Annotated in this window: 7 protein-coding genes; all 7 read left to right on the plus strand. The window is 44.0% G+C overall.

Translation table 11 applies throughout. The features are described 5' to 3' along the window. The first annotated feature begins 502 nt into the window (after positions 1 to 502). Entirely contained in the window at positions 503 to 2,992 is a 2,490-nt protein-coding gene (locus tag B3Z75_RS11135; protein WP_414702894.1) for a glycoside hydrolase family 95 protein, read from the plus strand. Positions 2,993 to 3,058: 66 nt separating this feature from the next. Next, positions 3,059 to 4,570, plus strand: a complete 1,512-nt coding sequence (locus B3Z75_RS11140) for a pectate lyase family protein (RefSeq protein WP_294071606.1) — start codon at positions 3,059 to 3,061, stop codon at positions 4,568 to 4,570. A gap of 34 nt (positions 4,571 to 4,604) precedes the next feature. Beyond that, positions 4,605 to 7,703 carry a pectinesterase family protein gene (locus tag B3Z75_RS11145; protein ID WP_294071588.1) on the plus strand — a complete coding sequence of 1,033 codons (3,099 nt, stop codon included), beginning with the start codon at positions 4,605 to 4,607 and terminating at the stop codon, positions 7,701 to 7,703. Between the two features lie 271 nt (positions 7,704 to 7,974). Next, a complete protein-coding gene (locus B3Z75_RS11150) occupies positions 7,975 to 11,310 on the plus strand; it encodes a SusC/RagA family TonB-linked outer membrane protein (protein WP_294071590.1) in 3,336 nt (1,111 codons plus the stop codon). A gap of 35 nt (positions 11,311 to 11,345) precedes the next feature. After that, positions 11,346 to 13,406: a RagB/SusD family nutrient uptake outer membrane protein gene (locus B3Z75_RS11155; protein WP_294071592.1), complete on the plus strand. Its 2,061-nt coding sequence runs from the start codon at positions 11,346 to 11,348 to the stop codon at positions 13,404 to 13,406. Positions 13,407 to 13,490: 84 nt separating this feature from the next. Further along, positions 13,491 to 13,835, plus strand: a complete 345-nt coding sequence (locus B3Z75_RS11160) for a cupin domain-containing protein (RefSeq protein WP_294071594.1) — start codon at positions 13,491 to 13,493, stop codon at positions 13,833 to 13,835. Position 13,836: 1 nt separating this feature from the next. Continuing rightward, on the plus strand, positions 13,837 to 15,450 hold the full coding sequence (locus B3Z75_RS11165; protein ID WP_294071596.1) for a pectate lyase: 1,614 nt from the start codon (positions 13,837 to 13,839) through the stop codon (positions 15,448 to 15,450).

Genomic DNA, 15,450 nt, shown 5'->3' on the forward strand with positions numbered 1-15,450 from the left:
CTAAACCACATAAACCCCTTTTTGTCTTGCAGGATATCGGTGACAGTGTGTTGTGGAAGGCCGTTTTCAGCTCCATAATGTACGAAGTAAGCTTCGGGTTGAGACATAAGCGCACCCACACTAACAAAAAGTGTAAAAAGTGTCAGAATCAATATTTTGAATTTTGTTTTCAATGACAAAACAGATTTTTCAACAAAAAAAGACGACTGCTCGAGATAAGCATAAGTATGAAATCGTTATTTTGGGTTAAAAACAGATTTATACTTCACGGATTCATTAATCGCAAATATACATTTTTTTATACTCCCCTCATTATATTTCTTCACATAAAAACAATATGACACCCTTTAAAAACCAATTTGCCGCCTCTGCTTTGAATAAAATAAATTAGATTTGTATGCGAGTCAAAAGCAATATTACAATTGGCTGCCTATTGCTCTTAATACACAAATTTTAAACCTAATAACTCCCTTTTCACAAAAGGCCCCTTTATACAGGAAATATGACAAACATGAAAAATAAGTTCAATTTTTACATTTTATCTTTAATAGCATTGATTCACGTTGGAAGCTGTGAAACAAAATCAGATTCTCACTTAATGAAACTTTGGTATGATGAACCGGCTGAATATTGGGAAGAAGCCCTTCCAATAGGCAACGGAAGATTAGGTGCTATGATTTATGGAACCGTACATTCTGAGCAGCTACAACTGAACGAAGAAACAATTTGGGGCGGGGAGCCAGGGAACAACATTCCCGAGGGATTTAGTGAAGTCCTGCCGGAAATAAGAAAGCTTATTTCAGAAGGTAAATCCCGGGAAGCTCAGGAATTGGCAATGACACGCATACCCAGACATGCACCGAAAGAGATGAATTATGGCATGCCTTATCAAACATTGGGAAATATGATGATCGATTTTCCTGATCAAAACGACTATTCCGAATATTATCGGGATCTTGATATTAAAAATGCCATTGCCACCGTCAGATACAAAATAGGTGATACAACATACAAACGTGAGTACTTTACTTCAGCCGTCGATCAGGTTATTGCAATTCATCTCAGTGCAGACAAAAAAAAGAGTATAAACTTTACACTCAGGGTGAATACTCCTCAGTTTGACAACAGTATACGAACAGAGAACAATACCCTTATTCTCAAAGGCAAAAGCGGGAATGCGGACAACAAAGAAGGTAAGATTGAGTTTACTGCGAGATTTCAGCCTAAAATTGTGGGAGGTAAAATTGAGCAAACAGACTCCTCTCTTCATATCAGAGATGCAAACTCGGCGGTTATCTATGTGGTAATTGCCACTAACTTCAAAAATTACAATGATATCAGTGGCGATGCCGAAGAACTCAGCAAGCAGTATTTAAACAACATTGCGTCAAAATCATACAAAGCAATCAGGAAAGATCACATCGCACATTATCGTTCCTATTTCGACCGGGTTGAACTCGATTTGGGGGTAACAGACGTCGCTAAAAAGACAACCGATGAACGTATCATTGATTTCAAATCGGGAAATGATCCCCAACTTGTATCTCTTTACTTCCAATTCGGCAGATATCTATTGATATCCTCGTCTCAGCCTGGAAATCAACCTGCTAATCTTCAGGGAATATGGAATGATAAACTTTCACCCCCCTGGGATAGCAAATATACAATCAACATTAACACGGAGATGAATTACTGGCCTTCTGAAATAGCCAATTTAGCTGAATTAAATGAACCTCTGTTTTCCATGATAAAAGACTTATCAGAAACAGGCAAGGAAAGCGCCAGGAAAATGTACAAGGCCCGGGGATGGGTGGTCCACCACAACACGGATTTATGGAGAATAACCGGACCGGTAGATGGGGCCTATTATGGTTTATGGCCGATGGGAGGAGCCTGGTTAAGCCAGCATTTATGGCAGCATTATCTCTTTTCGGGAGACAAAGTATTCCTCGAGAACATTTACCCCATTCTCAGAGATGCAGCCACTTTTTATGTAGATGTGTTGCAAAGCGAACCGGAAAACAACTGGTTGGTGGTTAGTCCCTCCATGTCACCTGAAAACACACACTCCAGTGGTGTGACGATGACCGCCGGCACCACCATGGATAATCAACTTGTATTCGATGTTTTTTCCAATCTTATAGAAGCTTCTGAACTCCTTGGACGTGATCCTCTGTTTGCAGATACGGTCCGAAGTAAAAGAGACAGACTACCACCCATGCAGATCGGGAAACACACGCAATTACAGGAATGGCTGCAGGATTGGGATCGTATAGAAGACCGACACCGGCATGTTTCTCATCTATATGGATTATACCCCTCGAATCAGATTTCGCCTTATCACTCTCCTTCGTTGTTCCAGGCAGCAAGGAACTCTCTGGAATACAGGGGAGATGAATCTACCGGATGGTCCATGGGATGGAAAGTAAATTTATGGGCCCGGCTCTTGGATGGCAACAGGGCATACAAACTCATTGAAGACCAGCTAACGCCTGCTCCGCAAGAAAAATCGGGACAAAATGGCGGCACATATCCCAATTTATTTGATGCACATCCTCCTTTCCAGATTGATGGAAATTTTGGCTGTACAGCAGGCATCGCAGAAATGCTACTGCAAAGCCACGATGGGGCTATACATCTGTTGCCAGCCTTGCCGGATAAATGGGCATCCGGAAAAGTGAAGGGCTTACGTGCAAGAGGCGGCTTTACAATAGACATTGAATGGAAAGAAGCGATGGTGAAAGAGCTGACCATTCATTCCCTTCTTGGCGGAAACTGCAGGTTAAGAACTCCCAACAAATTAAAAGGAGATATAAAGCTTAGACCCACAGACAGCGAATCCGAAAATATCAATCCATTTAACAAGACGGCAGCGATAAAAAGTCCGCTTATTCATGAGGGGGCAAATATTGTCAACTGCGAATTGCAGGAAACCCTGCTTTATGATTTTCCGACGGATGCGAATAAAGTCTATTATTTCTCTGCTGAATAATCTACCATCCTATATTGTCAGACACTTATGCATAAAGTAAAATTAATCGGATTCCTAGCGTTGTTTATGTTCCATCATGTGATGGCGGAGCATAATGGCAATCCGTCCCCAACAGATAAACCTGTCGCTTTTCCCGGTGCGGAAGGTTTTGGGCGTTACACAACAGGAGGCAGAGGAGGGAAAGTTTACTATGTGAGTACGCTCGAAGATGGAATTGAGAAAGGGACTTTACGTTATGCAATCTCTCAGGAAGGTCCAAGAACAATTGTCTTTAACATCTCCGGGACAATTTTTCTTGAGAGCAACCTTAAAATTATTCATGGCGACCTGACGATAGCCGGCCAAACAGCGCCGGGAAAAGGGGTTTGTATAGCCGGTTATCCCGTTACACTGCATGCAGACAATATCATCATACGTTATCTGCGTTTTCGTGTGGGGGACATGGGAAAAGGTGAGCCGGACGGACTGGCTGGAAGCAGGAATAAAAACGTGATCATCGATCACTGCTCGGTGAGTTGGTCGGTCGATGAAACCTGCTCAATTTATGGAGGTGAAGACCTTACCGTGCAATGGTGTATGATCACCGAAAGTCTCCGCACAGCCGGGCACAGCAAAGGGAAACATGGATACGGCGCTATTTGGGGAGGAACACGTGCTTCTTTCCATCATAACCTACTGGCTCACCACGAAAGCAGGGTACCACGTCTGGGGCCGCATGTTTCCACACAAGAGAATGAGCATGTAGATATGAGGAATAATGTTTTCTATAATTGGGCAGGTGCTGGCTGTTATGGTGGCGAGGGAATGAACGTAAACATCGTGAATAATTTTTATAAACCCGGGCCGGCAACTCCTGAAAACAATAAAATAAGATACCGCATTGCTGCAATCGGAGTGCGTACAACTGAATACTGTACCGGAAAGGACGGCAAACCAAATGCATGGAAGCCAATGGAACACGTCTGGGGGAGATTTTATGTTCATGGAAACGTTGTGGACAAAAATGATGAAGTCACAAAAGACAACTGGAAAAAGGGCATTTATGAACAAATTGACAAAACCGGCAATGACAACACTTTTACAGAACAGGTAAAAAGGGAGATGCGCTTATCAGCACCTTTGGAAACCGATGTTGTTACAACTCATACCGCCCAAAAGGCATATGAACTGGTGCTTGCATATGCAGGCTGTTCCAGGATCCGGGATGACATAGACATTCGCATCGTTCATGAAGTAAAAAATGGAACAGCCTCCTATTTCGGAAGTCGATCTTCAGATGCATCGAAATTTCCGGGACTCATAGACTCGCAGGAAGATGTGAAACCTGATGGTGCCGAGAGTGCATGGCCTGATTTAAGATATGAAAATGCAGCGGTTCCTTTAATAATAGATACAGATGGAGACGGAATGCCCGACAAGTGGGAAATAGAGAACAATCTTAACCCTTATAATGAATATGACGGGAATCAAACAACCTTATGCAAAGATGGATATACCAATCTAGAGAAATATATAAATAGCCTGGTTAAAGAAAATACGCTTAATCAGGAATTGGAGCCACGTAACAGGGTAATTTAAAAAAGATCAGAACCTCATTTATCAACTGATTGACATGATACCACAAAAGCTTTTTTTCATAACATTCGTTTTGTTTTTTTGTCTCACTCAAGAGGTAAGCTCCAAGGAAACTACTCTTAAAAGACCACGCATTCTTGTCAGTACGGATATTGGAGGCACAGACCCCGATGACAATCAGTCGATGATGCACCTCCTGACGTATAGCAATCAATTCGAGATCGAAGGGCTAATCTCGTCACCATCATATGGCAAAGGGCATAAAGAGGAGATAATCAGAATGATCAACCTTTTTGAGAAAGATCTACCACTGCTGCAAAGAAAGATTGAAGGTTATCCCGATCCCGCATACCTTCGTAGTATCTGTAAACAGGGAAGAAGGGGATTGGCCCCATTTAAAGGATATGATAAATCTACGGAGGGATCGGATTGGATCATAAAATGTGCAAAAAAGAAAAGCGATCGACCCTTGTGGATACTTGTATGGGGTGGACTTGAGGATCTGGCACAGGCACTGCATGATGCGCCAGAGATAAAAAAACGAATAAAAGTGTATTGGATAGGGGGACCAAACAAAAAATGGTCTGTCAATAGCTACCTCTATATCGTGAAGCACTTTCCGGATCTTTTTTTTATTGAAAACAACGCCTCTTACAGAGGTTTTATCTCTGACAATACAAAGGAGGACAAGTTTAACAACGGGTATTATGACAACTTTATCAATGGAGCAGGATATCTGGGAGCTGATTTCAAAAGGTATTACGAGGGGAACGTGAAAATGGGAGACACGCCTTCTTTGTTATATCTTATGAATGGGAATTCTGACAATCCCTGCGGAGAAAGTTGGGGCGGGAGTTTTGAGAGAATGGAATACAGCAACAGATTCGTTTTTGACAGAAACACTACAATAAATGACACTGTTCCGACGTATTCAATTATCGAGTTAATTTTCAGTGGTCCCAAAATAGAGAAAGAGGCGGGGACTCCCTGTTTTACATTGCATATTGACAAACAAAAGTGGGATGGATATTACCTTGGAAATGGATCTTATAGTGTGAAATACTCACCAAAAGCACCGGCGACATTACACTATACAATAAGTTCTGACATCATCGAAATAAATGGAAATAGAGGTGTATTTGTCAGTGATGGCTCTTGGCCGGGGAAGCCAACACCTTCCTGCATTGAATTAGGTAGAAACTGGTTCACAGATAAAACAGATATAAATCTTTTTGATGGAATCTGGCAGGGAAGCAAAACTGTTTCCAAATGGAGAAATGAAGTGCTGGCCGATTGGGGTAAGAGGCTTTCCTTGCTCAAACAAAAAGCAATGTTGAATGGTATTCCCCGGGACACGAGCTATACGGTGCAAAGCTCTTATATCAAAGAATTAAAACGTTTCCCATATATAAAAACAGTGAACACTTCAATTCCTGAAGGAGTTACTTCTTTTAATGATATTGTATACAAGAAGGTTACTGATACAAAATTTGGCGATAGGGAGCTAACGCTTTCAATTTACCGTCCCGATAATGATCATCCACTTCCAGCTGTATTAATGATACACGGCGGTGGCTGGAATTCCGGCTCACCCGATATGCAAAAATCATTGGCCATTAACCTTGCGAAAAAAGGTTTTGTGACAGCCACGGTAGAATACCGGCTGATACCGGAAGCAATCTATCCTGCTGGAGAAGAAGACTTGAACGATGCGACAAAGTGGTTATACGAAAATGCCGATGCCTATCAGATTGAAAGGGAAAAAATTGCCGTTTCCGGTTGCTCCGCGGGTGGACAACTGGCGGCATTGATTGGGACAAAAAATCGGGATGGCTTAATTAGAGCAGTACTGAATATTGATGGTATTTCTAGTTTCGTCAATAAGGAAACAATCGACCGGGCACAAAAAGCCCATGTCACCGGGGACAACATGCCTGTAGACGCACTGTGGCTTGGCGGAACATATTTTGAAAAGCCCGGAACATGGGAAGATGCCTCGGCACTGTTTTGGGTCCATACCAATTCTGCTCCTGTATGTTTTATCAACAGCGCTATCCCTCGTTTCCATAATGGACGGGATGAACATATTCGCAAATTAGACAGTTTAAACATTTATTCTGAGGTTCATACTTTTGAGGATACACCACACACCTTTTGGCTTTTTCATCCCTGGCATCTCTCCACGGTGAATTATGCCGCCAATTTTTTGTGGAAAATATTTGATAAAGTATCAGACATTGATCGTAAAGAGTATGATTTTGTGGTTGCTCAAGATGGATCAGGCGATTTCCGGACCGTACAGGAAGCAATCGATGCGGTACCTGATTTTCGTAAACAATCAACCCGTATTTTTATCCGAAAAGGATTTTACAGGGAAAAAATCATTATCCCTGACACTAAGCATTCCCTGACACTAATTGGTGAGGACAAGCATAAAACCATTTTATCATTCAATAATTTCGCTTCCAGGAAAAGTATTCTTGGAGATGAAATAGGGACTTCGGGCTCCGCAAGCATCTATGTCTGCCCTGATAATTTCAGGGCAGAAAATATTACTTTTGAAAATGCAGCAGGGCCTATTGGTCAGGCCGTTGCCATCATCGTTCGAAGCGACCGTGCCTCTTTTATCAATTGTCGTTTTCTGGGTTTTCAGGATACGCTTTACACCCATAAAATCGGGAGTAAACAATATTATAACAACTGCTATATCGAAGGCACCGTTGATTTTATTTTTGGCTCCTCTATCGCATATTTCGATGAATGTGAAATATATTGCAAACAGGATGGATATATTACTGCTGCTTCTACTCCTGAAGATCAGACACACGGCTATGTCTTCTACAGATGCGAGATAGAAGGTGAAAATAAAAATTCATTTTACCTGGGAAGACCGTGGCGCCCCTTTGCTCATGTCGTATTTATCGAGTGTCACTTGGGAGAAACAATTAAAGCAGAAGGTTGGCATAACTGGGGAAAAACATCCAATGAGGATTCCGTAAAATATGGAGAATACAAAAATGAGGGAAAGGGTGCAAATCCACTCAAAAGAGTTCCGTGGTCTAAACAGTTAAATAGAAATGATCTTCAAAAATACTCCGTTATTAATGTGCTTGGAGAAGATTTTATAAAAAAATAGACCAACAATCATGGATCAAAAAACATAAAACGGGCAGGATTGTAAAAATCTCTTGAATTAAATAAAATATGCTTAAACGATTCAACACCCTTTAAAAACCAATTTATCAACCATTATAAATATAATATTGACTAAAATTGTGATGTATAACTTTATGTTGTTGTTTAAAACGATGCCCTAAAAACATAGTAGGGCGACAAAGAGAGCATAGCCGCTACGTGTTGACTTTTTAAAACATTTTAATTCATCTTATTATCTAATTTTACAATGTATGAACAATTTAACATGGAAACCAAGACTATTCGTTAGTCTGCTATTTTTCCTCTGCGTACTGATTATCACAGCTCAGGAACAAACAATAAGAGGCGTGGTAAAAGATACCAGAGGCGTACCTATCATTGGTGCCAACGTGATGGTAAAAGGCACCAGCATCGGAACAGCTACTGATCTGGAAGGGAACTATAGTCTTACGGTTCCGTCATCGGCAAATAGGCTGCATGTCTCCTATATCGGGATGAGAGAAATCGAAGTTCCAATCACAGGAAATGTTGTCAACATCATTATGGAGGAGGATGTTTCCAGTTTGGATGAGCTGGTGGTCATCGGCTATGGCACTGTAAGGAAAAGAGATTTAACCGGTTCGGTTGCGTCTGTCAGGGGGGAATCGATCAAGGCCGCGCCCGTCTCGAACGTTGCACAGGCACTGCAAGGAAAGCTGGCGGGTGTAAATGTGATTTCACAGGATGGACGCCCCGATGCCTCTTTCTCAATCCGTGTACGTGGTGGTGGATCCATCTCTCAAAGCAATGAACCGCTGATATTAATTGATGGTATACAGGGCAACATTGGCGATATACCGGCTGACATGATTGAAAGTATTGATGTGTTGAAAGATGCCTCCTCAACGGCAATATACGGTGCGCGTGGTGCAAATGGTGTAATTCTTGTCACCACAAGAAGGGGTAAAGAGGGTAAGGCCTCTGTCAGCTATAGTGGTTATGCTAAATTCAATACCCCAACAGGCTATCTCGACACTTTTAATCCCTATGATTATTTGACCTATAAATGGGGGCTCCTCGACACCTATTTTGGCGCAAGCTATACGGAACCATTTCAGCGGTTGTTTGGACTTGGTTCGTATGCCGGCAATACCTCAGGTATTGAAGCGTATAAAAATGTGGCCCCTTACAATCTTCAGAAGGAGGTGTACAACAGTTCATTTTCGCACAATCATGACCTTACTGTTACAACAGGTACAGAAAAGACCAAAATCATCTTTGGCTTGAATTACACCGACGAAGATGGGATGAAACTGAACTCATACTTCAGGAGAGCCACGGCATCCTTCAAGTTGGATCAGAACATCAGTAAAAATCTTGATTTCAATCTGGATGTACGATATACGGACAGGGAAACCATGGGTAACGAGGGAACCACCAATGGTTTCGGATCATCCCTCTCCGGTGCTTACCGGTTCCGCCCCATTGCGGTTGAAGATATCAAAGGGGATCTTACCTATTTAGATCACGGATCCATTTCAGGTGAAGAGAAGTTTGTGATGTACGACATGTTTGACCCGGTAGCCGTGATCAAAGATCACGAAAACTTAACAAAAGGTCAGTCATTTCGTGGCACAAGCGGAGTAAACTGGACAATTTTGAATGGGCTAAGTTATCGCACGGAGCTGACATTAGCTCGTAACTATGTTCAGAATGAAAACTGGCGCGGCCCAACACCTTTCGGCAACGAAGAGAGTTACCTGGATGGCAATGGCAAAGCTGTCTATGCAGGTGATGCAGACTACAGAAAAAGTGACGCTTGGAACCTGCGCTGGTCGAACACCCTCAATTATGCCATGACACTGAGCGAGGTACACCGCGTAAATTTCCTGGCAGGACAGGAATTAACCAATTCAAGCGGGTCGTTCATGCGCATTCAGGGAGAACGATATCCTGCTAATTTCACAAGAGACAATGCCTTCGCTATGATCTCGCAGTATGGTGCAAACCTCAGAATTTCCTCCGGAGTAACCACTCCCGGTCGCATCCTCTCCTATTTTGGCAGGGCAAATTACTCCCTTCACGACAAGTACATCATCACGGCGACCTTCCGTGCCGATGGATCGTCAACCTTCTCTCCTGAACATCGTTGGGGGTATTTCCCGGCAGCTGCTTTGGCATGGCGCGTATCTGAAGAGTCCTTTCTGGAAGAGGCCGATTGGCTTGACGATTTGAAATTTCGTTTATCGTATGGCGAGGTGGGGAATGATGCCATCAGCGCCGATCAGTGGTCACAGCTCTGGGCAGCCTCCACGGATCCGCGCTTCCAGTATGGATTAAACAACGAACCTTATCCCTCTTACGACCTGGCATCTGACCAGATGGCAAACCGCGACCTGAAGTGGGAAACTACCATTACACGCAATATCGGTCTCGACTTTACAGTATTAAAAAATCGTTTGTGGGGGACTATCGATCTCTACAAAAACACCACAAAGGACTTGTTGATGCTGACTGACATACCTTCCATCACAGGCTTTAATACCAGCTTCGCAAATATTGGCCAAACAAGCAATAAAGGTATTGAATTTTCACTTTCGGGTGAAATATTTAAGAACAACGACTGGAATATTTCAGCAAGTGCAAACATCAACTTTAATAAGGGAAACATTGATAAGCTTGCAGAAGGGCTCCAAAGTGCTTATGGAACACAATTTCTTCAATCCGGAATCCCGAGTGCCGACTATGCCTTGCTGGAAGGGAAACCTGTCGGCATTGTAATGGGATTAAAAATGGACGGAAAAGGATACTATACCACAAGTGATTTCGATTATGATGCGGGAACAGGCATGTACTCGCTGAAAGAGGGTATTCCTGATCTGGCCAGTTCCTTTGTAGGATTTCATGGTGGAATTGTACCAGCTGGTCAATATGCCTATCCCGGCATGCCAAAATTCAAAGATGTCAGCGGAGGCGAGGGTGTTCCAGACGGAGTATTGGATGAAAAAGACTATGTTGAAATCGGCAGGATGGTTCCTATACATACGGGAGGCTTCAATATCAGTGTTAATTACAAAAAATTCGATCTGGGTATGTTCTTTAACTGGAGCTACGGAAACGATATTTACAACGCCAACAAACTGGCAACACTTTACAACGGTGAAAAAGGCGGTGGCTTATATGGCAATAAACTAGCCATTGTAAATGACACCTACAAGCTATACGAAATCCAGAACGGAAATCTGGTGCGACTTGCCACACCCGATCAGTTAGATGCCGCAAACGTACACGCAAGTTTGCCCTTGACATATCTGAAACAAGGCTATGTATCCAATATCGGAATTGAAGATGGTTCATACCTACGGCTTAACACGTTGACTTTAGGCTATACCTTGCCAAGACTGTTGCTTGATGCGGTAAAAATTAACAACATCCGTTTATATGGTTCCATTTACAATGTGTTTACACTGACAAGTTATTCGGGTCTTGACCCTGAAGTCAATACACAGCAGAACGCGAACAATGCGCGTTACCCCACTCCGGGTTTTGATTGGGGAACCTATCCCCGGTCCCGTCAGTTTGTGCTGGGGATAAACGCCACTTTCTAATCGTGTAAATGAATAATAATTTTAAAGGAACAACAATGATGAAAAAAATTGTAAAATATTTATTCCTGGCACTCATGCCATTCATGCTCGTTGTCTGCAGTGATTACCTGGATGTAGCAAATGCAGGCCAATCAGATGACAACTTTGTAATGTCAAGCCCCGATGAAGCATTTAAAACATTATCATGGGCGTACGCCAACTACCGTCAGGGAGCAGCGCATGGCGGTAACTACAACTGGCAGGATCCTCTGGGATCGGATGCTGAATATATGAGCGAATATCCTACAGCGAATAATGTCATCGCACGCCTTCAACCCTCCGCAACCACGATAAACTCAGCATCAGGCCTATACAACACATTGAACATTGTTCTTGCACGGGCTGCACGTATCGCCGACCTGATCGAATTGAAAGCAGAATATCAGGCCGATATTGCAGGTAATGGCCCCACAGCCTGGACACAACTTTATGGAGAAGCCAGGACCCTTTGGGCTTTGTGTGCCTGGGAATTGGTTCGCCATTTTGGGGATGTTCCTTTTGGATATGAAAATAAAATTGTGAACGAGTATCATTTGAGTTCACGTTTTGAGATAATGGACCAGATCATTGAAGAACTCAAAGCCGTAGAGGGTAAAATGTATGTATTGGGAGAGGGAGGTATCACAGTGGAACGGATCAGTCGCACTTATGCCAATGCACTGATCGGTGAAATTGCACTTCATGCCGGCGGGTGGCAAACCATCCGGAGCGATGTGGCAAACTTATATGGTGATGTAAAGTTTGAATACAAGGGTACCGATGACGGAACATGTGTCTACGCACGACGTATAGACTTTCAGGAATACATCAAAACAGCCGAACAATATCTCAATATCGCTGTCAACACACAAAATGGGACAGCAAAACTGATCACTACTGATGACAGAACGACCAACAATCCTTTTCAGAAGCACTGGCAAGAGATAAATTCCAGACGCGAGAGTCCCGAATCGTTGTTTGAAATTGCCACCATTCCCGGTGTTGGGAACATTGAAGTCCCTTATAGTCAGGGACGGCCCGGCTCCAATAACGCAAACGTAAGATTGTTGAATACATTTGCAGCAATCCGTATCATCCCCACATTCTTTTACAATGCATATGAACCGGGTGACAAACGTCGCGATGTGAGTATGGTGGTTACCGGAAGCAATGCTGCAACCGGCCAGGAGGACCTTGTACCTTTGGGTGTAGGCACTCGTATCGGCGGCGGCGGCCCAAGCATCAACAAATGGGACCAAAACAGAGGTGATGTTCCCGATTATCCCAATGCCACATTTCGTGCATCCGGTATGAACTACACCGTGATGAGAATGGCTGATGCGATGCTGATGCTTGCCGAAGCCAAGGCGATCCTGGGAACGGATAACTCCGGAGCAATAGCACTGGTGAACCAAATTCGACAGAGAGCATTTGGAAATACAAGCAAGAACATTGCAGGACTATCGGGAGAGGCTCTGTTGGATGCCATTTACAGTGAACGAAGATTAGAATTGTTAGGGGAGGGAGATATCCGCTGGGACATGATTCGATCCGGCAAATTTAACGAGAGAGCGATTGCGGTGCGTCAGGAGATGGCAGCCATGTCAGCGGGCCTTGAAGCGGATGGATATTATACTTTTCCCAGTGGAAGAACCATTTCCAACTATATCTGGACAAAATATGTACAGATTGGCGGTAACCCAAAGGCAGTTGTGACGCAGGAAGCCCCGAACGAAACGGATCCTGCTCTCTATCCCGGATGGAGAGGTATTTACAATTGGGGCGCACCAGCCCATACAGCCACCGCAAAAAATCTGGCCATCAAAGGACTATATCACTATATCAATCCGAACGGCGCCGAGGCTGCGGCATTGGAAGCCGATGGGTACAAAAGAGTAAACTGGGGAATCAATATCTGGAACAATGCAAATGCAAAAGCTATGTTCAATGCTGCTATCCTCGATGGAGTAGTAGGTCGTGAAACTCAGGCTCCCCGTTATTTCCATCCGATGCCACTTACGGTAATTGATCAATCGAAAGGCAATGTAACGAATGGATACGGACTACCGAACAATTAATGTCTTCTCTAAGCTTTAGGCAGTATATCACTCAAAAGGTTACTCAGGGAAAACTCCTCGAGTAACCTTTATAAACCAATTCATATGAAACAAAACAGCGATCATTTTTTACACAATGATGAGATTGACTGGCAATTTGCCGGAGAGGGGGTCACAAGACAGATTATGGGTTATGACAACCAAATCATGCTGGTGAAAGTCAAGTTTGAAAAAGGAGCGATTGGTGCAGAACATGCTCATCCCCATACCCAGACAACCTATGTTGCAAGCGGTCTGTTTGAATTTACGATTGATGGCAAAAAGGAAATTGTCAAGAGTGGCGACGGTATATATGTGGCTCCAAACCTATTACATGGCACCGTATGCCTTGAACCAGGGATATTAATTGATGTCTTCAGCCCGATGCGTGAAGATTTTATCACAGAGTGAGATGAAGTCGCATATCCTGCTATGCCTCCTGCTCTCCTTCTGTCACCCGGCAATGACACAGGAACAGAAGCTGACAAAAGATGCCGAACAGATCATGCTGAAAGCAACCCGATACATGGTGGAAAATGTCAGCACCAACGGCGGTTATCTCTGGTATTACCTGCCTGACTTCTCCAGGCAATGGGGGGAGATGGAGGCATACAAGACCATGATATGGTTGCAACACCCGGGCACCATCAGCATGGGGCACCTTTTTATCGATGCCTATCGGGCGACCGGTAATCCCTATTACTACCAGGCAGCGGAGAAAGCAGCCAATGCGCTGATTTGGGGTCAGAGCAATCAGGGAGGTTGGAATTACATGATTGATTTTGCGGGCGACCGATCTCTGAAAAAATGGTACAGCACCATCGGCAAGAATGGCTGGCGTCTGGAGGAGTTTCAACACTATTACGGCAACTCCACTTTCGACGATGATGTGACCTCCGATGCTGCCCGTTTCCTGTTGCGTATCTATCTGGAAAAAATGGACCCGGCTTACAAACCCGTTCTGGATAAGGCGATTGATTTCATCCTGAAAAGCCAGTATCCCAATGGAGGATGGCCGCAGCGTTATCCCCTGAGATATGACTTCAACAAGCAGAATCATCCCGACTACACCTCCTATTACACATTCAACGACGACGTGATCTGGGAAAATGTACATTTTCTGGTGCAATGCTACCTGACCCTTGGAGATGAGCGGTTCCTCGATCCCATCTACCGGGGGATGAACTTCTACCTCATCTCACAGGATGGCTGCGGGGCGTGGGGACAGCAACTGGATCTCAACATGCAGACCGCGGGAGCCCGCACCTATGAGCCGGCCGCATTCATGCCCTCTACCACTTTCACCAATGCGATGCTGCTCCTCAAGTTCTATCAGTACACCGGTGACCGGAAGTTTCTGGCCCGTGTTCCCGATGCCATCAGATGGCTGGAGGAGACACGGCTGCCGGAGCATCAGACAACAGATGACGGGCGTACCCATCCCACCTTTATCGATCCACAGACCAACAAACCGATCTATGTGCACCGCAGGGGATCAAACGTCATCTTTGGAGAATATTACACCAACGACAATGATCAGAACCTCTTGTCGCACTACGGTGGAAAATGTCATATTTCAATCGAACTGCTGAAGAAAGAGTATGAACGCATCTCAAACCTTTCCACGGAGGAGGCAACCAAGGATTCCCCTTTGAGAACCAGTATATTTGAAGGAAACGGCACTCCACAGAGTTATTATGACCTGAACCGGCAACAGCTGATGATGCCGGTGAACGATGAGATGGTCCGGGAAGTCATAGAAGCACTGGATGAACAGCATCGATGGTTGTCCAAACATGCTTTTATCAGCAATCCCTACGTGGGTGATGGCACAAAACAGGAACAGACCGACCGCTATGCCTCAACTCATGTAGGCGATGAAACCGACACCTCTCCTTACCGTGATCCGTCCGATCAGCTCTATATCTCCACAGGAGAGTATATCCGCAACATGAAAATATTGATAAACTTTATCACTGTATCCAAATCGACCGGTGAGCAACCCAAATCGGTTGTCTGGCACTAA

This window comes from Proteiniphilum sp. UBA1028, from assembly GCF_002316955.1.
In the GTDB taxonomy this organism is placed as follows: domain Bacteria; phylum Bacteroidota; class Bacteroidia; order Bacteroidales; family Dysgonomonadaceae; genus Proteiniphilum.